This window comes from bacterium, assembly GCA_009926305.1.
Lineage (GTDB): Bacteria > Bdellovibrionota_C > UBA2361 > UBA2361 > RFPC01 > RFPC01.
Window position 1 is genome coordinate 18824 of the sequence record RFPC01000002.1, and the last position, 20870, is coordinate 39693.

At 46.0% G+C, this 20870-nt stretch carries 19 protein-coding genes and 1 tRNA gene; 5 read left to right on the top strand and 15 right to left on the bottom strand.

Going from position 1 to position 20870, the window contains the following annotated elements; genetic code table 11:
* Window positions 1–144: 144 nt before the first annotated feature.
* The 12 genes from EBR25_00515 to EBR25_00570 all read right to left on the bottom strand — a co-directional run bounded on the left by EBR25_00515 (window position 145) and on the right by EBR25_00570 (window position 12827).
* Window positions 145–1131, bottom strand: coding sequence for an adenosine kinase (locus tag EBR25_00515; protein NBW39462.1), 987 nt, complete (start codon window positions 1129–1131; stop codon window positions 145–147).
* Window positions 1132–1220: 89 nt separating this feature from the next.
* Window positions 1221–1703, bottom strand: a complete 483-nt coding sequence (locus tag EBR25_00520) for a type II secretion system protein (GenBank protein NBW39463.1) — start codon at window positions 1701–1703, stop codon at window positions 1221–1223.
* A 199-nt stretch (window positions 1704–1902) separates the two neighbouring features.
* Complete coding sequence (locus EBR25_00525; GenBank protein NBW39464.1) at window positions 1903–3183, bottom strand: 4-hydroxy-3-methylbut-2-enyl diphosphate reductase; 1281 nt, start codon at window positions 3181–3183, stop codon at window positions 1903–1905.
* Window positions 3184–3194: 11 nt separating this feature from the next.
* The gene (locus EBR25_00530; protein ID NBW39465.1) at window positions 3195–5132 is read right to left on the bottom strand and encodes a hypothetical protein; all 1938 of its coding nucleotides are present in this window, start codon (window positions 5130–5132) and stop codon (window positions 3195–3197) included.
* A gap of 4 nt (window positions 5133–5136) precedes the next feature.
* Complete coding sequence (locus tag EBR25_00535; GenBank protein ID NBW39466.1) at window positions 5137–5787, bottom strand: hypothetical protein; 651 nt, start codon at window positions 5785–5787, stop codon at window positions 5137–5139.
* A gap of 2 nt (window positions 5788–5789) precedes the next feature.
* The gene (locus tag EBR25_00540) at window positions 5790–6668 is read right to left on the bottom strand and encodes a hypothetical protein (GenBank protein ID NBW39467.1); all 879 of its coding nucleotides are present in this window, start codon (window positions 6666–6668) and stop codon (window positions 5790–5792) included.
* Window positions 6669–6810: 142 nt separating this feature from the next.
* On the bottom strand, window positions 6811–7437 hold the full coding sequence (gene rplI, locus EBR25_00545) for a 50S ribosomal protein L9 (protein NBW39468.1): 627 nt from the start codon (window positions 7435–7437) through the stop codon (window positions 6811–6813).
* 57 nt (window positions 7438–7494) lie between these two features.
* Complete coding sequence (gene rpsF, locus EBR25_00550; protein NBW39469.1) at window positions 7495–7842, bottom strand: 30S ribosomal protein S6; 348 nt, start codon at window positions 7840–7842, stop codon at window positions 7495–7497.
* A gap of 56 nt (window positions 7843–7898) precedes the next feature.
* Window positions 7899–9941, bottom strand: coding sequence for a sodium-translocating pyrophosphatase (locus EBR25_00555; protein NBW39470.1), 2043 nt, complete (start codon window positions 9939–9941; stop codon window positions 7899–7901).
* Window positions 9942–10067: 126 nt separating this feature from the next.
* Window positions 10068–10736 (bottom strand): aminoacyl-tRNA hydrolase, encoded by a 669-nt coding sequence (locus EBR25_00560; protein NBW39471.1) that lies wholly within the window; start codon window positions 10734–10736, stop codon window positions 10068–10070.
* A 180-nt stretch (window positions 10737–10916) separates the two neighbouring features.
* On the bottom strand, window positions 10917–11588 hold the full coding sequence (locus EBR25_00565; GenBank protein ID NBW39472.1) for a 50S ribosomal protein L25: 672 nt from the start codon (window positions 11586–11588) through the stop codon (window positions 10917–10919).
* Window positions 11589–11873: 285 nt separating this feature from the next.
* Window positions 11874–12827 (bottom strand): ribose-phosphate pyrophosphokinase, encoded by a 954-nt coding sequence (locus EBR25_00570; protein ID NBW39473.1) that lies wholly within the window; start codon window positions 12825–12827, stop codon window positions 11874–11876.
* On the opposite strand from EBR25_00570, the gene EBR25_00575 reads away from it, so the two are divergent.
* The gene (locus tag EBR25_00575) at window positions 12826–13044 is read left to right on the top strand and encodes a hypothetical protein (GenBank protein ID NBW39474.1); all 219 of its coding nucleotides are present in this window, start codon (window positions 12826–12828) and stop codon (window positions 13042–13044) included. The two genes, EBR25_00570 and EBR25_00575, sit on opposite strands and share 2 nt — an antisense overlap.
* A gap of 144 nt (window positions 13045–13188) precedes the next feature.
* Here the strand turns inward: EBR25_00575 and EBR25_00580 are convergent.
* The 3 genes from EBR25_00580 to ispE form a co-directional block, all read right to left on the bottom strand.
* A tRNA-Gln gene (locus EBR25_00580) sits at window positions 13189–13263 on the bottom strand.
* A 233-nt stretch (window positions 13264–13496) separates the two neighbouring features.
* Window positions 13497–15422 (bottom strand): hypothetical protein, encoded by a 1926-nt coding sequence (locus EBR25_00585; GenBank protein NBW39475.1) that lies wholly within the window; start codon window positions 15420–15422, stop codon window positions 13497–13499.
* Window positions 15423–15597: 175 nt separating this feature from the next.
* A complete protein-coding gene (gene ispE, locus EBR25_00590) occupies window positions 15598–16485 on the bottom strand; it encodes a 4-(cytidine 5'-diphospho)-2-C-methyl-D-erythritol kinase (protein NBW39476.1) in 888 nt (295 codons plus the stop codon).
* Here ispE and EBR25_00595 point away from each other — a divergent pair.
* From EBR25_00595 to EBR25_00610, 4 genes are all read left to right on the top strand, one after another.
* Window positions 16484–17320 carry an inositol monophosphatase gene (locus tag EBR25_00595; protein NBW39477.1) on the top strand — a complete coding sequence of 279 codons (837 nt, stop codon included), beginning with the start codon at window positions 16484–16486 and terminating at the stop codon, window positions 17318–17320. The two genes, ispE and EBR25_00595, sit on opposite strands and share 2 nt — an antisense overlap.
* Window positions 17321–17492: 172 nt before the next feature.
* Window positions 17493–17915 carry a BrxA/BrxB family bacilliredoxin gene (locus EBR25_00600; protein ID NBW39478.1) on the top strand — a complete coding sequence of 141 codons (423 nt, stop codon included), beginning with the start codon at window positions 17493–17495 and terminating at the stop codon, window positions 17913–17915.
* A 14-nt stretch (window positions 17916–17929) separates the two neighbouring features.
* Window positions 17930–19537, top strand: coding sequence for a hypothetical protein (locus EBR25_00605; GenBank protein ID NBW39479.1), 1608 nt, complete (start codon window positions 17930–17932; stop codon window positions 19535–19537).
* A gap of 105 nt (window positions 19538–19642) precedes the next feature.
* A complete protein-coding gene (locus tag EBR25_00610; GenBank protein ID NBW39480.1) occupies window positions 19643–20869 on the top strand; it encodes a DUF2029 domain-containing protein in 1227 nt (408 codons plus the stop codon).
* The last annotated feature ends 1 nt before the right edge of the window (window position 20870 follow it).

Below are 20870 nucleotides of genomic sequence, written 5' to 3' on the forward strand. Positions count from 1 at the left end.
CGATTTCATTGAGTCGATCGTCTGCTTTGCCTGATGTATTGTTTCCCATCTTTTTCGCATACAGCCACTATGAGCTAGCCACTATAAGACAAAGAGACGAAGACACAAGAGTCGATAGAGCACTTGTTACTTCAATAGCACTCATTATATGGCACCTCGCCATAGTTCTTTCGGGTCACCGTGTACTCGCGCTCCGACCTTCTTGATAATTTGCGACGCCATGAAATTTGCTCCTCGCGCTGCCATCAGCGGGGTCTGACCTTCCACTACTCCGTGGAGAAACGCACCCGCAAATGCATCACCGGCCCCAGTAAGGTCCACCGTCTCAACTGAAAATCCAGGAACATGACCGGATTCTCCCTCTGCCGAATGGATGAAGGCTCCCTTTTCTCCAAGCGTTACAGCAGCAGCTCTATACCGAGCTTTTACTTCCTTAAGCGCTTCTTCCCCGCTTTCCGTTCTTGTAAGCACTTTGGCTTCACTCTCGTTAGCGAAAATTAAGTCAGCATGCAAAAGGGCATGTTCAACCTCTTGGCGAAACCCATCCACAATCCAACCGTCAGATAGAGTAACCGCAATTTTTGTATCATGTTGTTGAGCGAGCTCTATCGCACGCCTAATGGCTGGATGTCCAGACTGAGGATTGCAGAACAGATATCCCTCAATAAAGATCCACTTTGTTTGTCGAATGATCTCCTCCTCGAGGTCATCTGAAGAAAAATCAGCGGAAACCCCGAGATGTGTTCGCATTGTCCGCTCTGCATCGGGAGTAATAAATATAAGAGACGTTCCGGATTTGCCGCCCACGTGAAAAGGGCTGGTGAGTCTGACCTGATGACTTTCGAATTCAGACTGATAGTGCATGCCGTAGGCATCATCGGCAAGGCGACATGAAAAGGCCGTGCTAGAACCGAGTTGTGCAAGGAGAACTATAGAGTTTGCTACCGAGCCTCCACTCACCATCTTTGGATCACAGTGCGAAAATTTTTCTAGAAGCTCTGCTTGAGCTTCAGCCTCAAGCAGATGCATAGTTCCCTTTTCGAAACCAAGCTGAGAAAACTCTTCATCACTAACTTCTACAAGTACATCGACCACACCATTGCCGATCCCGTATACATCGATACTCTTCATTAGTTCTCTCCTATTCTACGCGCCCCAGAGTATAGAACTGTTCAATGGTTAAATGAAAGATAGAGAAATATAAATTAAAAGTTATGCGACTACGGGCACCCGTCGCCATCAACTGCCAAGCGAACAATCACCCCATCACAGAACCGTTCCCACGTGAGATATTTCTTGCCCTGACAATGATTGATTTGCATAAAACCCATTGAATCATTTGGGTTGGCGCAGGCCCCATCAAATCGAACTTGAAATTTTGTGAGTCGAGGTAGTCGAAATCCTGGCAAAAGACTTGAGGCAACTGGATTGGTCATCTCTCCAGCTGTCGTTTGAGCGATAAGACCGAAACTTGCCGGCAGATTATCCGGATCCACAATTCCCGCTTCAAAGGAGGTTTGAGCATCTTGCAGAGCAGTCTCAATTACAGCAAAGGTTGCCGAATTTTTGTAAATGGCATAGCTGCTCAAAGCAAGGCTAGCAAGAACACCAATAATCGCGATGATGGTGAGAAGCTCTATGAGGGTGAATCCTGAATCCATTCTTCCTTTCATTTGCCTAACTCCTATCGGTAAAACGCACATAAAGCCCCAATTCAATCGTTACAGAGCTTCGAGATTCCCCGTAATCGGTATGACAGAAAATGTCGCTGCCACGACAAAAGTTGTCTATTCTGGCTGTCCACTCTTCAGTAAGACACCGAAACGTTTCACAAAAACAACACTCTCTTCACTCTGGGAATACCTGCTGCATAGACTGTTCCAAAATTAGCAATATCATCGGCTAATCAGAGCTATAAATAACGGGCATGGGCTCGCTCACTCGCTCTAGTGAATCGATATATTCCTCGATGACCTCACGGAGTCGCTCCGGTGCGATATCCAATAGAGTGAGTAATCTCTCCACAACTCCTTGTACCAGCGTATCAGGACAGCTCGCTCCAGAGGTAACTAAAACATCAACCGCGGCCCCGTCTTTTGGGTACCATTCCGTTGTGATGTGTTCCCTCCCCTCCTCGAGATCAAGGTGCGAAATTTCATTAATACTGATCACATCGGCAGGCCCACTTACAAAATATGTCGGAAACTGTTCTGCACACAGCTCAACCAAGTGAGATGTATTCGATGAGTTATATCCTCCAACTATAATTGCGATATCACCCCCCGAACGGATCAATTCAAGAGTGGACTGTTGATTCTCAGTTGTCGCGTAACACAATGTATCACGAGTATCTGCAAAGTGTACGTCAATATCATCGTCACCATACTTCTCCACCATTCCACTACGTAAGATAGAACTAATCTCAGCTGTTTCAGTAGCAAGCATGGTCGTCTGATTAATTACACCAATTTTCTCTAAATCAGTGGAAGCAGAAAAAGAAGGCGACATTCTTCCAGAAAACCGTTCTTTAAAGGCATCATATGATTCTCGACCGAGTATAAAATTTTTGAGCCACTCGGCCTCATGGACATCTGCTATAATGATACTCGGTGCCACTCTCGAAGCATGGGAAAATGTTGCCTGAGTCTCCTCATGTCGGGCTTTCCCATGTATGACAATCGAATATCCACGCTCTCCCAGTTGTGTTCCTCTTTTCCAAACCCTTTCAACAAAGGGACAGGTTGTATTATACCGACGGATATCGACCCCTTTGGCTTCCAGTAGCTCGCACATCTCCAGCGTTGTCCCAAATGCGGGAATGATAACTATATCTTTCTTTTCGACTTGAGAGAGAGAAATCAACTCTTTCCCATACGTAGAAAATAGAAATTCCACACCGCGTGCACGCAAGTCAGCATTTACGTGTGGATTATGAATCATCTCTGATAGGAGAAACACTCGCTGTGACGGATTCTCCTCAACTGCGCGATAGGCAATCTCGATAGCATTTTCAACTCCGTAGCAAAATCCAAAATGCCTGGCAAATTTAATTCTCAGCTTTCCAAAATCAAGAACGGCAGGTGACTTATCTCGTTTTTTTGTATCGATTTCAGAGCGCGCTCTTTTCATATAAGAAATAATGTGCGAGCGATACTGATCTGGAATGTTGAATTTTCTTGGCATACGCTTGTATCTTACGTCCCTTCTTTCTCCTTGTCTAACTCCCGAGCAAGCAAAATATCTTTGGGAGATTCACTGAGGATCTGTACCCCAAGCAGCCGTTTGTCTCCCTTGGAATTCGGATAAAATGGTTTATCGATATATCCTTTGACATTGAGGCCACGGTAAGGATTTTCTGCAGGACAAGGAATTTTAAGGGATTGATTGGCGCCCGCTGGAAGCAGTTGCTCCAAATGACCACCCTCAGTAGAGAGCGATACCCGTTGAGCTGCGGAAGTGATGTTACGGATCTGAATGGATGCTTGACGTTGAGAGGTGCCCTCCTCATCATTACAGAGTATCCAGGTGCTGAAGGCTCGTTGAGTCCACCTATAGGTATGGCCTGACACCGGATCTTTCTCCCACTGATAGAGTCCCATTTCGCCCTGTAAGGTAGAAACATAGAGCGCCGGACTGAACGCAAGAACAACAAAAATAGCCAATAGGTACGAGGAGCGGTGAACTGAGATCAGGCGAATAATGAGAGATAAAAATAGAGCGCACAGCAACATCACTTCTTGAAAGAGGTAGTGGGGTCCGATGAACAGAATGACAGCAAAGGAAGCAAAAGCTGCTAAGCCTACTCGGAACGCGCGCTTTTTCGTATGAAGACCTTCTTGTAATCCAATTTTTGAATAGAGCAGCATAAGGGTCATCACGAGAAGCCCCAGGAGGCCATACTCTGCTAAAAAACCGATATAGGCATTATTTGGATTATCAGTCCAGAAGCCGATATCAATACCGAGATAATCGGACAAACTAGTTACATACCCTGAAAATTGTAGGGGACCGACTCCTGAGACGGGAAAACGTGAAAATGCCTCTACTCCTAACGAGGCAAACTGCAGTCGATTTTCAACAAGAGTTAAATCTCCCCTCAATAAGGCTGAGACGGTCTCTCGTACCCGAACGAGTGATTGAAAATTATCCAAGCCCAAGACAAGGAGTCCACAGAGACTTATGCCTATCAGAATCACTAATACACTTCTTCCATTATGTTGCTTCCTAATAGAGTAAGCGGTTAAGGCCCCATACAGGGCAAAAAAGACAAGAATATAGAGGAGAAATGTGCGGCTGCCCGACAGGAGTCCTCCGAGAATTGCTAAGATCATTCCACACAGAACAAGACGAGGGCGCTCGTTATAAACATCCTGTTCTTTCCCGATGTGCAATAAGAGAAATATAAAAAAAACGGCAGAGAAAATACCAAACGCGTTCGGATCGGTGAAAGTTCCGACACTCCGATTGAGAGAATCCCATAGCGGAGTTTGCCGGGGAAATTGGAGGTGAATTTGCTCTATTAGCGGAAGCTTTCGAGTCAATGCTTGTATGATTGAAAAAAGAAGTCCAAGCGTCCCACCCCACAATATCCCTCTTACAGAAGCAATTTGTGCAGACTTCTCCTCTGAGCATAACTTAAAGAATGCAAATGCAGAGAACAGGAGCGCAGCAAAACCAAGTTGAGATAATACCTGGATACCGAGAAACGGAACAGATTGCGAGGCATTTATCGACCATTGAAGATTGGGAAATTCATGCACAAGAGTAAATCCGCCATATAGAATAAGATAGAGAAGTATGGGGAATCCAAAATGAGGGAAGGTCTCTTTGTTTTTACAAATGACTCCCCCGAATATAAGGAGACTCAAAATTGAAACAATATCTACTCCTAATACCGGCGCAATTGGAAATATACATCCAAAGAAGAAAAGTGACCTTTCAAGAAGAGAACGTTTAGAAAGCCATTTCTTTTCGCCTATTGCGGCAAAAAACACACTGATGAAAAGACAAAAAAGAGGCAAAACAGGAAAGGATTCAAGTAGTGTAACGTCATGATACAGACGAATGGCGCTCGTTGAGAAAAGGAGGAGAAGAAAGCTCAACAGAGCCAGGGTCATAAGAAAAGGGCGCATTGTATTATTCTGCCTCCTGCCCTACCTCTTCACAGATCTCGTCCCCATGATTCCAATGATAGTTGAAACTGACACTTACCCGTTCTTCACTTGCGGTATGGGGCGGCACTTCATGTCGTAGCCAACTCTCGAATAACACTAAATCACCAGCAGCAGGTTGATGGGAAACGAACGAACACAGCTCATCACTGAGCTCCTCCCTTCGAGGAGGACAAGCCATCTGAAGCCCCAGTCTGGGGTCTTCAAAACGTATAGCGCTTGCTCCAAGAGGCATTGAAACGTAGTAAGTACCACTAATAAATGATAGAGGATGAATATGACCTGTATGGACGCATCCTGGGCCCATAATGTTAACCCACATATCAGATATCTCTAATTCTATCCCATTCATCTCATAGCCGAGCGAATCTGCAAACTCATAGGCACACGGACGAATATGCTGCTCTAACTCACGAAAGGTACTGCTCATGTAAAAGAGGTCATTGCGTGAAGCATAGGATGTAAAGCCACCGGGATAGTTCGAGGTGCTCCATTCCTGACCATCCTCATCGAAGTCTTTAATCTGAAAACTCTCTTTCTGGAGCTCATGAAAGAGCTGGTTATCGGACCTCAGCAAAGATTTCTCGTATATGAGAGTGTGAAATAGGGAGCGCATTACTATTTACCTTTTCTGTTCTTTCGGTCTACCTTACTTGCTTTGACCTCATGCTGAAAAGCCGACAAATCCCCTTGTCCATCTGGCACAAACAGCATCACCTCGTTCTTCGAGACAATCTCACTCTGAGAAAGGGCATTATCCTCTATGACGGTCCGTATTTGATTCCAGTTTTTCTCGAAATTTTCACCAATCAGGATACCAAATGGACCAAGCTCACCCCGATAGAGCCCTGATTTTAAGGCACCAACAATAAGAGGCTCTTTATCAGCGGAAGGGTAGACAGGTTGATCAAGAATATGTGAACCATGAAAAACTCTGGATGTTCCCCCCTCTGGGGTAGTGGTTACTGAGTGCACTACTACCCTCTGGCCCTGAAAAACGCCTAGCGTCAGTAGCATCCATTCCTTGGGAGGAACGACTATATCTGAAAAAAGAAATTTACCTCCTTGTCCTCGAATATCTCCCCAGAATAGTGCAGGTCGGTCCACCTCACCTCTTCGGATTATTCCAAAAGAGTACCCGCTCACAAACTCCAGATGCGCTTTTAGTTTGGCAACGAATATAGAGTTGTCGCCTTCTTTCAGTAGCCCCCGGGGTCGAATCCAAACAAATAACCCGAAATCTTCACCACGAGCTGGTTCTAGGTCAGGTGAATGATTCAGCGAGATAAAATCTCCACCTGTGCGAACCCGGAATGTTTTCGGAAATCGCCTTTCTGATTCCTCGTCAGCTTCATCATGAGTGGCTTGCTCAATAACTGGGGAACTATGGATGGGTCCAGAAAAGAAACTACTCGCTTGAAAGACGATGACGGCGGCTAAGAGAAAAGCACCGAAGAATAGAGTAATTCGAAGAAGAAATATTTTAACAGGAGACACCCTATCCCTCTCAAAGTGTATGAATAAAAATCGAGCGTTCGATATCAATCGAGAGTAACGGTATGTTCGTCAGATACATATAAGCAAGCTGCAAAAAGCAACCGAACAGCGATAGCATCATAAATGAGGCTACATGAACAGGTTATTCCTCTTCGCTGGCTTCTTCCTCGGCTATGAAACCTGCATCGAGTTCCTCGCCGCTCTCTGAATCAGCCAGGAGCTGCTCTTCTTCTACGACGCTACTCGATTCTTCTCCTTCAATCTGATCCTCATCAGAGGCCTCTTTCTTGCGGCTCTTCTTGCCTTCTGGCTTGGCGACTTTTTCAGCGATAGCCTTTACGTCCACAGTAACGGGTACGACAACCTCAGAGTGAAGTTGAATCTCAGCTTCAAATTCGCCAGCACTCTTAATGATATCATTCAGTCGTACTTGCTTTTTATCGATGGCATAGCCGCGATCCTGCAGTGCCTTCAAAATATCCCTTGTGCCAACTGAACCAAAGGCCTTGCCTCCTGCTCCAACTTTCAACTCAAAGGAAAGCCTCTCTGCAGACACCTTTTTTCCAAGCTCTTCGGCTTCTCCACGCAAGCGTGAGCGCTTTGCAGTGATACCAGCCATAATATGGTTAAATTCTTTTGCTTTACGAGAGGCAAAATCTACGGCTATTCCACGAGGGAACAGAAAATTCCGGGCATAACCATTCCGAACTTGAACAGTATCTCCGACATAACCTAGTGCCGGAAAATCTTCTATAAGAAGCACTTCCATCTTATCACTCCTTCACATACTGACTAATGAGAAACGTTTTCTGTTTATAAACTCTGACTAAGCTGCACTTTTCTTTAAATGCTCTCCACTGAGTCGCCCCTTGAACTTTCGAGTACTATCGCTGATGCGATGCGTTTGAAACTTGGTAACCGACTCATTAATACGAAGTAGATCATTTATGCGTTCACCAAGCTCAGCGCTATCGGCCTCATAGTAGAAGACCGTATAGGCACCATAGTTTTTCTTGTTCATCTGGTATGCAAGTTCACGCTTGCCCCAGCCATCAAGCACAATATCTTTCGCTCCGTTCTCAGAGAGAAATTTATTAAAGTTCTCTGATTCTGCGGCGACTTGTTCATCAGTCAGCACTGAATCAAAAATTATTATCGTTTCGTATTTTCTCATTCTGTATCCTCTTTACAAAATCCGCACAAATGCTCGCTATCCTATCTATTTCCTCGTTATAAAAGAGGAGCAATGAGGAGAGCTACTATCGACATTAACTTAATCAGAATATTTAGTGCTGGCCCCGAGGTGTCCTTACATGGATCACCAACGGTGTCACCAACAACCGCCGCTTTGTGAGCCTCTGAGCCCTTAGATTCACCATCTACCAGCCCCTGCTCAATGTACTTTTTAGCGTTATCCCATGCTCCACCAGCATTTGCCATAAGAAGAGCTAACACAACCCCAACGACGGTTGCACCAAGTAGCATCCCAGCCAAACTTGCTGCACCCAGAAGGAAACCGACCACACAAGGTGCCGCTACTGCAATAATCCCAGGGAGTTTCATTTCCGCTAATGCCGCATCAGTAGAGATTGCAACACAGCGAGATACCTCTGGCTTCGCATCAGGTTTACCGTCGAGAAGTCCAGGAATCTCTCGGAACTGCCTCCGTATCTCTGTCACCATTTTTCCTGCCGCCTTCCCGACAGAAATCATTGTCAGAGCAGAAATGACACATGGCAAGGCCGCGCCAATCAAGACTCCGATAACCAGCTCTGGATTCGTGATTGCGAAGTCCACCACTACTTCATTTTCTGTTAACGTCTGAGCGAAGGCTGCAAACAGTGCCAGCGCGGTTAGTGCTGCTGAACCGATAGCAAATCCTTTCCCGATTGCTGCTGTTGTATTTCCAATACTGTCTAGCTTATCCGTAATAGCCCGAGTCTCAGGGCCAAGCTCTGACATTTCCGAAATACCACCCGCGTTATCGGCAATCGGACCATAGGCGTCTACGCTCATCGTAATACCCACCGTAGACAACATAGCCACAGCAGCAAGTGCTACTCCATAAAGACCACCAGCCCAGTTTGCTATTGCAATCGTGACTGCGATTATCACGAGCGGCCCAGCACAACTCATGAACCCTACGGACAGTCCTGCGATAATATTGGTTGCCGGACCTGTCTTTGAGGCTTCTGCAATACCAAAGACTGGCTTCATCGCCGTGTAATACTCTGCGGTCAGGCCAATCAGGACACCACTCAACGTTCCTACTACCATGGAAATCCAGAGATTGGCATTTACATCGGTGAACATGGTGTAGAGAAACATGATCGCAAGGAAAATTCCCGCCGAGACAAATGTTGAGTTTCTGAGCGCTGCGGCTGGATCCTTATCTTTCATGGCGTTCATCGCGCCGATTCCGATAAGCGATGAGAAAAGTCCGATAACTCCCATGAGGAACGGAGTAATCATAAGCCACTGCCTTGAATTCCATTCGTCTCCACCTGCAACGTAGGAAGTAATTCCAGATAGTTCTGAAACGGCAATAGTTGCACCGATCGCCATACAGGCGATCATTGAACCAACATAAGATTCAAAAATATCAGCACCCATTCCGGCAACGTCGCCGACATTATCCCCAACGTTATCTGCGATAACTCCAGGGTTTCTTGGGTCATCTTCTGGTATTCCTGCTTCCACCTTTCCAACGAGGTCAGCTCCAACGTCCGCTGCTTTCGTGTAGATTCCACCTCCGACGCGGGCGAAAAGTGCAACGGAAGATGCGCCCATTCCGAATCCTACTAGGTACTGCGCTCCTCCTTCCGATCCGAATGCGATATAGAGCACGCCAAGACCCAAAATCCCCAGACTTGCTACGCAAAGTCCCATAACCGCTCCACCGTTAAACGCTGTCATGAGCGCTAGCCCCTGATTCTTTTCAGAAGCTGCTTGAGTCGTACGCACGTTAGCGGCGGTTGCTGCAGACATCCCAGCAAAGCCCGCGAATAAAGAACAGAAGCTACCAACGGCATAGGCTACCGCTACTTGGTATCCGAGAGCACTTGCAAGAAGGAGAAAAACTATCGCTATAAAGATTATGAGGTAGAACGCCTCTTTTCTTAAAAATGCAAGTGCTCCATCCCTAATATCTTGAGCGATGGCTCTCATTTTCTCTGAGCCTACTGGCATGGCCTGAATCTGTGCGTACGTTCGATAGGCAATAATAAGCCCAAATAAACCGGTAATTGGCATCAGATACGAAAGTGCTTGCATCATTACTCCCCCTTAGTAGGAAAATTAAAATCAGTTTGACGCGTCCTATTAAATTATTCCAATACGTTACTATTCTTGAGGAAGTCGCGTCCTCCTTTTTCCCAGAACAGAACATCAACCCAATATCTATCTTCTTTGGGCTTCACTCCTTCTGTTAACGGTCATTTGCGTTTGTTCAAATCCATTCTCAAGCAAACTGCAAACCGCATCCACAGCAGTGTCCAGAGCTCCACTCAGGGTGTCTTGTTCCCCCTTGCCGAACGCTCCGAGCACCCAACTATGCACTAAGTCACCCTTTATGTCAGCCTTTTGGCCAATATTTGGTCTGCCAATGCCAAAACGCACTCTTACATAGCTGGCTCCCCCGAGAAGCTTTGTTATTGACTTGAGCCCATTATGCCCGCCATCTCCCCCTCCTTTACGGATACGGCAGGTTCCGAGTGGGAAATCCAAGTCGTCATGAATCACGCAGATCTGCTCTCGAGGTATCTGAAAATACTTAGCCAGAGCCTGTACGGACTCTCCGCTAAGGTTCATAAATGTCTGAGGTTTCAACAGAAAAAGCTTTCTAGCCGGTTCTCCATAGGGTGAACGACTGAGCGTGAGATAGTTTCCCTGAAATTTTGATTTCCATTGAAGAGCATGGACAATCGAGGACTCTCCAGAACGGGATAACTCCTCAAAAAGCCGGTCTAGAACGAGAAAGCCCGCATTGTGTCGCGTTCTCTCGTATTCTGAGCCAGGATTGCCAAGACCGACAATCAACACATCGGAGGTTGTGAAGGGATCTTCCATCGAACTCCTCTCCTCTTTACAGGCAACCTGCTGACCGTTTTCGACTGCTTACAGACCAAATACCAGAGTATTTTTATGCAAGATCTCCATCATCAAACACGCCCTTGGGACCGACGGCTAACCGACTCGAAAGCGAGATGACGTTAAGCGGTTAACCGGCTGAGGTAAGCAGGATTATGCTCAAGCCGCAGCAGAATCGGCACTCTCTGCCTTGCTTTCTTCCGTCTTCGATGCTCGACTCGAGAGTACAATCGCTACCGTCTGATCAGGACTGCTCTTTAGAGTAACTCCTTCAGGCAGTTCAATGTCTCGTGTTCGAATCCGGTCTCCCAATGAAAGACCAGAGACATCAACTATGATTTCATTCGGAACACTCTCTGGCGTGGCAAGTACTGTTACTTCCCGACATGATGTTGCAAGTACACCACCTTGGCGCTTAACTCCTGGCGCCGTTCCGCTGACCACCACTGGCACAATGATAGCAGCTGAGCGCCCTTCTTCTAGAAGAAGAAAGTCAACATGCAGCACGTCTCCCTTGATACCGTCTCTTTGAACTGCCTTGACGAGAGCCTTTCTACCAGCAAGTTCCCCTACTGCTCCATCAAAGGTGAATACCTGCGAACTTAACGCTCGAGAAGCTAACTGCTTGAAGGTTCGCTCATCTAACGAAAACGGTATAGCTTCTTTTCCAACTTCATAGGCAACAGCTGGGATGAGCCCTGCCTTCCTGATTCCACGCGCCTTCGCGGAGCCATTTGGGGACCGTGCTTCAATTTTGAGTTGAAAATCTGTTTTAGATTGTCCGGACTGCTTACTATTCTCTGCAGCCGATGAATCACCCTGTTCTGTCATCGTAATATCCTCTTTTATGCCAAAGACCCATAATCGATCCTGTCTCGGCAACTCAGCCTGAAACCGCTACTTAACCACAAAAAGGTTATATTTCTCAACCCTTGGGAGAAATTTCACTGTTCCAGATGGGCGGAAAGACCACTAACTCTTGATAGGGCGGTCTTATAGACGAACACCTGCCAGATGATCGGTCTATTTCTCTCCTATCACGAATTACAATAACTTCGGCAATTTGGAACCTGCCTCGGATGTCGCCTCGGACATGATCTCCTATCACGGTGGGAACTAGCGGAAGATACTGCTAATTGAATCTTCACCATGAATTCTTCGAATTGCCTCAGCGAAGAGGGGTACAACAGAAAGGACAGTCAGCTTCTCAAACCGTCTTGATGTTGGAAGATTAATCGAATCCGCAACGACTACCTCTTTCAGTTGTGATGCCTGAAGGCGCTCCCCGGCTTTCCCAGATAAAACGGGATGTACACAACATGCAATTATCTCTTTTGCCCCCTCAGCGAGGAGCGCGTCGGCTGCTTTACTGAGTGTTCCCCCAGTATCTACCATGTCATCGACAATGATAGCTATTTTGTCCTTCACATCACCAACCACTTTCATTTCTGCCACGTGGTTTGGGCCTGAACGTCTTTTATCGATAATAGCAATGCCAACGTTTCCTAAACGGGTTGCATATTGGCGAGCACGTTCCACGCCTCCCATATCGGGCGAGACAACAACAAGAGGATGCTCTCGTGAGCCGTACTGCTCTCTTAAGTACGGGACCATAACCGGAAGTGCATTAAGATTATCAACTGGCTTATTGAAAAATCCCATAATCTGACCAGCATGAAGTTCCATTGTGAGCACTCGATTTGCACCAGCAGTTTCCAAGAGATCTGCTACTAACCTCGCGGTAATCGGAACCCGCGGTTTTAATTTTCTATCCTGACGTGCATACCCGAAATAGGGAATCACTGCTGTGATACGCCAGGCGCTTGCTCGCTTGAGAGCATCGATGGTGATAAGTAGCTCCATCAAATGATCATTTCCCGGCGCACTGGTACTCTGAACAATGAAGACATCTCTACCTCGAACGTTATCTCCTATCTCAACAGACAGTTCGCCGTCACTGAACTTAACAACTTCAAGCCTGCCGATCTCACGTTCTAGTGCATCCGAAACTGCAGTTGCAAAGCTTGGGTTTGACCGACCAGAGAAAACGACGAGTTGTCTTTCTTTCATGACAGAAAATGCTCCACTCTATGGGCTTCACTCTATTTGCACCTCTTATGCTTCTCTGAAGAGGAGAACACTGAAGAAAGAAAAGAACACCGAAGCCAGAAGAAAGGCTGCATTCCCTAGGAAAGCTGTATTCCCTCGTCCAACGTGCTTTCCTTCTTCCTCCGGATTATCTCCTGAGCGAAGACTGAAGTGTTGCCGAGACCTTAGCACAAAATAAGAAGTAAATGACAAGCAACATGACATTTTTTGTTTTAGGTGCTCTTCTTCGAACGAAAGACAAAGACAAACGGTGCTAAGTAGGTATGAGTGCACTACCGAGCAGGTCCAACACCTACAAAAGACGCGCACCTAAAAAGAGGTATGGCTGGCCGGGTAGGATTCGAACCTACGGATACCGGAACCAAAATCCGGGGCCTTACCACTTGGCGACCGGCCAACCTGAGACAGTATTCTTGTACCATTCGATCTAATTCTGCAACCTCTCGGTTTTTTCTCCCACATTTTTGAGAATACACATAACAAGATGGGATAGCGGTTCTAGGTACTGTCGGCTATTATTCACTTTTTTCAGTAGGTTATCTTGAGGAGGAATCATTCAAGCTGACTCCTGAATTCATCTTGAATACCATAACAAGAAAAGTGGTTACGGTTCGACAGGTGCATTCCTGGCTAACGACGTTTTCCTGCACTGTTCGATGAATATATAGGGAGATGATCGGCAATTTTTGCAATGACGACTTTTCCGATCCTCTCGTCGAAGAAAAAGTGGACTCGAATCTGATTCCCTGGCTGATTTCCAAACTTCACATGAGCTTCCGCACATATTGGTTCTCCCTGATAGCTTACAACTCGATGGTTCATCAGCTCACCTCGGGCCTTGGTCTCTTTCGACTCGGTCATGTTCACCTCGAAGCCAGTTTCAGCTTTGTATCGCTTTGGCTCAAAATTTCCCTCTTCAAACTTCATTTCGAAGAGTCTTGTCGCCATAGCTTCAAGGAGTTGATTTGCTCTCTTCTGAGCTCCTTTCTTAGAAAGGCATCCTTTTTCAACCATCTCTTCAGCACCGGCGTACGCATCCGGATGAATCACCATATTCTCAGAATAGCTCGCTTCCAGGTAGTCGAGAATCTGAAGTAAATTCATCTGCTCTTTTAACGGTTCAAGAATTTTTAAAAGGACCGTTACTCGCTCTTGCTCTTCTTGTGCTTTAATCTCGAATTGATTTCTATGATGTACCAATTCTCGGGTCGTCGTTTCTAACTCTGTCTCATGCTTCGCTATGAGTTCAGCCTTCTCTTGCTTAGTAACACTGTCATAGATGTTCAGCTCCTCCTCTAAACTAGCATTAGCGCTGCGAAGTCTGTTTAACTCTTCCCTCTGCGCCATATTTTCAGCTTGGAGCTCCGAGAGAGTCGCATTTGTTTGCTTCAGCAGTGCCTCATACCGCTCGGAATCCCTTTGCTCGACACTCAACTCTCGAAGCTCTTTTGTTTGTCGATTGATGAGCTTTATATTTTCCTCGGATTTTCTAGTATTTTCGAGTAAATCAATATCCTGAATAGTTGCAACGGACAGAGGTGAATTGTCTTGAAAAGCCATTCCATTGATTGAACACCGCAGGGCCGAAAGATGGATATCAGAACCTACAAATGGTTGATGCACTAGCTCATTCGTTGATATTCGAAATTTTCTCATCTCTGAGTCTGCGGACCGCTGCGGATAATACAGTTGAGCAAAGCCCTGAAATGGAATGTCTTCCGACGTCAAACTATGATTGGGAAGGTAGCCTAATACATCTTGAATCTGCCTCGAGTCCTCTAGTCCATAGACAACTGCAACTCCTCCCAGCGACCTCGCCATTGCTCGCATATCAATCGGATATGCGCTATCACCTGCAGGACCATGTATTTTTGCAACGGCCACCGCGAGCAGCTTTCGATCAGGATCACTCATTGCTTTCAAAAACGTATCGGCATTTCTGCCGTCGATTCGTTGAGGAAGATAACTTACTGGTGCACTGCCAGAAGAGACTCTCCATCTGGTATCGCTGATGATCCGCTGAACAATTCCGGGGGTACTCAATGGTGTCGGGTGTATCGCCCCATGGAAATCAGGCGAAACCATCTGTTCATTAAGCAACTTAACCTTAAAGTCCTTTTCACCAACCTGAGATATCCCTACACTCGTCTCCCAAAATCGCGGGTTGAAGTGAAGATCACGCTGAATAAGCCTCATTGCCCAGTGAGTCGGTGTAGGCCCTGCAGCATGCAAGGCAAAAGAGCGAGTCTCCAATGAAGTATCGAGATAGGCAGAATCTATGGTGTGTCCTGTAATGAAATTCTCGAGAGTTATACCTGCTTCCTGGTTGCCTAATTTTCTCAGCACCCATTGAAAGACCTCATTATGTAACTCGGCAGGTTCAGCGTCACCCAAATGCACCGTGAGTTCAGTCGCAAAGTTTGGGCGTCGACCGATACCAAGCCCTCGATCAGAGCCATTAGAGGTCTGAAAGGATTCTCGAAAATGTCTCGGCAATTCGCCTTCAGCACTCAGCTGCTGGCACCAAGCTCGCGATTGCTCAATGTTACTGCTCATACTTGTTTATTATGTTGTCTTCTTCGTTGAGGTGTCTCAACTGGTTCATTGAATAAGCAAACAACTCATTTTTAAGAGATTTTCTTAGTTTCTATCCCCAAGAAAATCTTTCTCTTAGGACTATGAGCACTCTGGCTTTCATGACCTTTGAACCATCCGTTCTTCTCGAGATAGGCTAAATAATAGAACTCTTTACGAGCTCAAGAGCATGACTCAGACAGTACTCCTCCAATTTTTCAACATCTTCGATGTGAAATCCAGTCTGATCTTTGGGAAGTATAAAAACCCCAGAACCACTTCCCGTCATTCCAACCCTTCCGCAGTTAAGAGCTCTCAGCGCCGCCAGGGTTTCCTTCAGCAAACCACAAAGCGATGACGCTGCTATCTCTAGATCGTTTTGAATTAAGGAAAGAAGCAGTCCATATTCTTCTGGGAAACTATTCGTGGGCTTTTTAACTGAATTCTCCATTCGCGTAGAATATCCAGCTTCCTGAAACACGACAGGGGTACCGAGATGCGGCAGTCCAAGGATCAGAAATACTGGTGTTGAGCGAAGGGAACTCGAACGGTCAATATGTAATTGCTCGCCTATACCCCCGACACAGACTTGAGAGGCCCCTCGGAGAAAATAGGGAACGTCAGCTCCGATGGAAAGTGCGAGCTTAGCCAGTTCAACTTCATCAAGTGGCTGACCTAAAGCTTCATGCACAGCAGATAAAACTGCAGCCGCATTACTACTTCCTCCTCCAAAGCCCCCTCCGGCAGGGATTCTTTTATCGAGTTCTATCAGAATATTGACGTCATTTCTTTGCGTTCTTTCAATGAGTCGAATAGCTGCTTGGACACAAAGATTTCCTTTATCATTCGGTATTTCAGAGGAGCCTCTTCCTTTCATGGAAAAGAGTACGGAACCGTCCCCCCCTTCAAGCCTGATCTGGAGAGTGTCATGGAGTCCTATGAGTACATTCAGCATAGACAGCTCATGGTAGCCGTCCGTTCTCCGACCAATTATTTTGAGTCGTAAGTTCAATTTTGCATGAGAATGTGTTGTTATCGTCTGCATGGTTGACTCACATCTTATCGGAACTGCCCTTGCTGTTGCAAAATCTGCTGCAAAAAAAGCGGGTCTAGAAGCTCGTAGAATACGCGAACAGGGCTCCTTTTCAATTGAAATGAAAGGGAGTAGAGATCTGGTGACTGAGGCAGACCTTGCATGCGAAACTATCATAGTGGAGACGATACGCGAGTCGTTTCCCGATCACCTTATTCTATCAGAGGAAGCGCCGCTTCCGAATCTGAAGAGACTGGCGCAAGGTCCACTCTGGATAATTGACCCGATTGATGGCACTACAAACTTCGCTCATGGACACCACTGCGTAGGAGTGTCGATTGGATTTGCCATCGATGGTATTCGGCAGGTAGGAGTGGTCTACTGTCCTTTTCTTGAGGAGCTATTTTCAGCCTCCCGTGGGGAGGGTGCGTTCTTAAATGGTTCGCCGATTCACGTTTCTGGTGTTACAAAACCTGAAGAAGCGCTAATTGCCACTGGATTTCCGTATCAACGCTCTAATATTCAGGGGATTATACACCGACTAGAGAGTGCCCTTACTCGTTTCCGCGATGTGAGACGTTTAGGTGCCTGCTCTGTTGATATTTGCTTTACAGCGTGTGGGCGACTTGATGGCTACTATGAAGATGTAAAGCCATGGGATGTAGCTGCTGGACTCATGATTGCCGAAGAGGCAGGAGCGGTTATTTCAAGATTTTCCGACCCCTACGCCCAATTTCCCGCCTGGGAGGACCCAGAAAACCTTACTCCGACTGATATCGATGGAACGAACCTCATCGTTAGTGCCCCTGGAATAGCCGAAGCTCTAATACAGGCACTTGAAATCTAGAGTTAAATACCACGATTTCTGCCAGTCCTGTTGCAGACCTGGTAGCAAAACAGATAGCGGATTGCATCATGAGCCGTAGTTTCCTATGGTCTATAAAACAGCTTTCTATTTAAGGCTTTTAGAGAGGGCTCATCTCAGTCCTCAAAAACACGAATGTGAGGAATTCCCTACTATGTATCCAGAAGAGATCGTTGAACCATTTCGTAAAGAGCTGACCGCCAATGGTTTTCGAGAATTGAGAACTGAACAGGACGTTAATGATCACTTTCGTCAGGTCGGTGAAGAAGAGAAAACACTGATAGTCGTTAATTCCGTTTGTGGTTGTGCGGCAGGAATCGCTCGGCCAGGTGTTCTTGCTGCATTATCTTCCGAGGGCATTAAACCACCTAATCACCTCCTGACAGTTTTTGCAGGACAAGACAAAGCGGCTACAGAAAAAGTAAGGTCCCTGATAGTGGACTATCCTCCATCATCCCCCTCAATCGCGCTCTTTCATGGAACATCTTGCTCCAAAATGATTCACCGTTCAGACATTGAAGGAAACTCCTTAGACGGTGTAGCGGGACTGGTACGGACTCTGCTCCTCGATGACTGATCGGATATAGCGAGATGGGTACGGCTCCACACGAACATCCAGTAACAACGGGCGCACGGCTCAGGTCAATAATCTTCTCTGAACAGTGTGACGGTGAAATCGCGAAGGATCTTCTAGCCTATACCGAAAAGAGTCATGCCAGCTCCCTTAGCCCCCAAAACCTCGCTCAGGTGTTCTATGCGTTGGGAAATCTAGCTCGCAAAACCCCAGATGTGGAGCGATTATTCCATGTAAATCCAAATAAGGAACGACTGCGTTCCCTTACCAGTATTGCTCGACGTCAACTCGACTCCTTCGAGGCAAGGAACATATCAGAGACCTTATTTGGGCTTATCGGATTAGGGCAACGTTCTGGACCCTTAGTTACCTCATTAGTCGGAAGAGCTGGCGGCGAAGTTGAAAACTTTGACTTACCGACGCTGGTTCATTGTCTTGGAAGCTTATGCTCACTCAATGTAGAAGAGCGTTTCCAAATGCATTTTGCTCTGCCCGCTTTTGAACGATTAGAGAGAGATTCTGATAGCCTGACCGATACTGATTTGGCTCGTGGATTACTTTATGCCTCTAAATTACTGCTCGATACTCAAGTAACAGCCCTTGAAGAAAAATGTCTCGAGAGAATTACGAAGTTTACCTCCTTCGAACTCGGCATTCTTCACGGTGCGAGTAAAATCTCTGGCTCTGAGTTTAGTCAAGATATCCTTGAAGAAGTAACTCGGAGACTCCAACATCAACCAGAAGAACTCAAGAGCAAGCAAATATTTGAATTCATGACTCACCAACTTCGTGCTGGCTTAGCGCATGATGGATTTATAGAAGGGCTCATACCGGAAATATCGAATCGGCTTGATGGATGGTCTTGCTCCGAATGTATAGACGCACTTCACTATCTTGCATATTTTAATGCGCGGGAAGAAACATTACAGAACCAGCTGGGAGATAGGATAGCTCTCGAGATTGATTCTCTTACGTGGCATGAACGAGCGATAACGACTTGGTCCTTTGCTCGTCTCAACATACCCCATCAACCCCTGCTTACAGCCATAGAAGAACGAATAGGTGAGCTCCAGTCCAAAATATGTTCTCCACAAGATCTTGCCACCTTAGCTTGGAGCTATGCATTATTAGAAAAGGATAATGCAAAAGAAATTGTCAACACTATTTCCTCAATCTTCGAAACTGAAGCATCAGGACCACAAGAACAGCGACAAATGTATCATGCAAAAGTTGCCTTGGGACTATCGTCACCTGGAAGCTATGCTAAGCCCATTCAAGAATTAGCTGAACAGGAGATTCGAGCGCACAAAAAGAATGGTTTTGAACGAGAAGTACTGAGTCACTTAAAAAACTTTGAGCCGGCAATCAAGCTTTACACTGAAACGATCATAGAAGGACTCTGTCCAGATTTTGTTATCTTCGCTGACAATCGGAAAATTATATTGGAGACAGATGGCGTACGCTATCACCATCTATCAGACGGGACTCCAAAGGGTAATGATATACTTCAGGATACCATTATGAAACGAGCAGGGTACGAGGTGCGACATGTGACTGATCAAGAATGGTATGCTTTGAATAATCGAGAGAAGGAAGCTTTTCTCAGAGATCTTCTCTCTCTCTAGCAATAGCCCCCTTTCCACTCCCTGATACCTCAATTACACTAGCAATAAGAATTACACTACCAATGAGATCGTCCAATATTCATGTCCTGAGACTACACAATCGAGATGGCTAAAAAGAGAATACTCCTAATAATAATTGCTCTGCTCGGATGCGTATATGTTCTATTCAATGGGGGATATTCGCTTCTGGCAATTAAGGAGTTCTCTGCTGGTCGATTCGATGGTGACTTTGAGCACTATTATGCCAGTGCCATTCGGCTGTCACGCGGTGAAAATCCCTATAAAGATTCACTTCAGCCAACACTGAATGAACTCGACATAGCCGCCACAGATTCAAATACCCATGCGACAAATCCACCCGCACTTATCCTCTTAACAGTTCCTTTCACGCTGTTGAGCCCGCTCCTTGCCTTCTGGCTATGGAATCTTTTTCAAGTATCGTTTTTTATCTTAGGCGCCTCTACTTTCGCTAAGACCTTAGACATGCGCTGTAAGTCAGTTATGGTAGGAGCAATTGGCATCATATTTTCCTATCCCTTTCTTTTCCATATCCGGCACGGTCAAACGCAGCTTCTCATTGCTGGAATTATAATGTGGGCATTATCTCTCATCCAAAGACGCCCTCAACTGGGAAGCTGGCTTCTTGGGGTATGTGCATCAATAAAGTTATTTACATTACCACTGATACTGATTGCCTTAGGTACAACATATAAGAATAAACCATTCAATGTTCGCGCCCTCTTTGTTTTTACTCTCGGATTTTTACTTTTGCCTCTAACAGCGGAATTGTTTTCTCAAGAGTGCTTGCACGTGACTTATATTAGTAATGTGCTTCCCTATATACGGTCACTCCATTTCGAGATTTCTCAAGGTGTCTCTCTTTCTTTTTTGTTCTTTTTTCTCTATTGGAAGTTCGCCTTCAACTTTGATGCACCATCAGATATTTCTGAAACCATTCTTCCCCTGGTCGGCGGGCTCTCTGGAGGTCTTTTATTAATTCTTATTGCATATGAGTATTTCAACGACCAGCAACAACGTAATCTGACGAGAAGTGCCTTATTTATTCTTACTGCTTGTATTTTATGCTCGCCAGTAGCTTGGCCCCACTACTTTGTTTTGTTATATCCAGCCCTCATCTATCTCTGGTCCAAGGCCATGGCAAAGGGTCAGCCAAGAGCTGAGACTGTCCTCCTTCTTTATTTGATGACCGCTCTCACCTTTGGATATATACCGAGTCTCCCGACCATAAGTGCAATCTGGGGTCCCCTGGTAATGGGCTGCTACTTGTATGTTCTGAGAGCTCCGAGCAAAGGAATGACAAGGACAGGGTGAG

Bases quoted from the DNA above. Each gene is read 5' to 3' on its own strand.
- EBR25_00515 (NBW39462.1), bottom strand. From the start codon at position 1,131: ATGAAGAGTATCGATGTATACGGGATCGGCAATGGTGTGGTCGATGTA.
- EBR25_00520 (NBW39463.1), bottom strand. From the start codon at position 1,703: ATGTGCGTTTTACCGATAGGAGTTAGGCAAATGAAAGGAAGAATGGAT.
- EBR25_00525 (NBW39464.1), bottom strand. From the start codon at position 3,183: ATGCCAAGAAAATTCAACATTCCAGATCAGTATCGCTCGCACATTATT.
- EBR25_00530 (NBW39465.1), bottom strand. From the start codon at position 5,132: ATGCGCCCTTTTCTTATGACCCTGGCTCTGTTGAGCTTTCTTCTCCTC.
- EBR25_00535 (NBW39466.1), bottom strand. From the start codon at position 5,787: ATGCGCTCCCTATTTCACACTCTCATATACGAGAAATCTTTGCTGAGG.
- rplI (NBW39468.1), bottom strand. From the start codon at position 7,437: ATGGAAGTGCTTCTTATAGAAGATTTTCCGGCACTAGGTTATGTCGGA.
- rpsF (NBW39469.1), bottom strand. From the start codon at position 7,842: ATGAGAAAATACGAAACGATAATAATTTTTGATTCAGTGCTGACTGAT.
- EBR25_00555 (NBW39470.1), bottom strand. From the start codon at position 9,941: ATGCAAGCACTTTCGTATCTGATGCCAATTACCGGTTTATTTGGGCTT.
- EBR25_00560 (NBW39471.1), bottom strand. From the start codon at position 10,736: ATGGAAGATCCCTTCACAACCTCCGATGTGTTGATTGTCGGTCTTGGC.
- EBR25_00565 (NBW39472.1), bottom strand. From the start codon at position 11,588: ATGACAGAACAGGGTGATTCATCGGCTGCAGAGAATAGTAAGCAGTCC.
- EBR25_00575 (NBW39474.1), top strand. From the start codon at position 12,826: ATGACAGAAAATGCTCCACTCTATGGGCTTCACTCTATTTGCACCTCT.
- EBR25_00570 (NBW39473.1), bottom strand. From the start codon at position 12,827: ATGAAAGAAAGACAACTCGTCGTTTTCTCTGGTCGGTCAAACCCAAGC.
- EBR25_00585 (NBW39475.1), bottom strand. From the start codon at position 15,422: ATGAGCAGTAACATTGAGCAATCGCGAGCTTGGTGCCAGCAGCTGAGT.
- EBR25_00595 (NBW39477.1), top strand. From the start codon at position 16,484: ATGGTTGACTCACATCTTATCGGAACTGCCCTTGCTGTTGCAAAATCT.
- ispE (NBW39476.1), bottom strand. From the start codon at position 16,485: ATGCAGACGATAACAACACATTCTCATGCAAAATTGAACTTACGACTC.
- EBR25_00600 (NBW39478.1), top strand. From the start codon at position 17,493: ATGTATCCAGAAGAGATCGTTGAACCATTTCGTAAAGAGCTGACCGCC.
- EBR25_00605 (NBW39479.1), top strand. From the start codon at position 17,930: ATGGGTACGGCTCCACACGAACATCCAGTAACAACGGGCGCACGGCTC.
- EBR25_00610 (NBW39480.1), top strand. From the start codon at position 19,643: ATGGCTAAAAAGAGAATACTCCTAATAATAATTGCTCTGCTCGGATGC.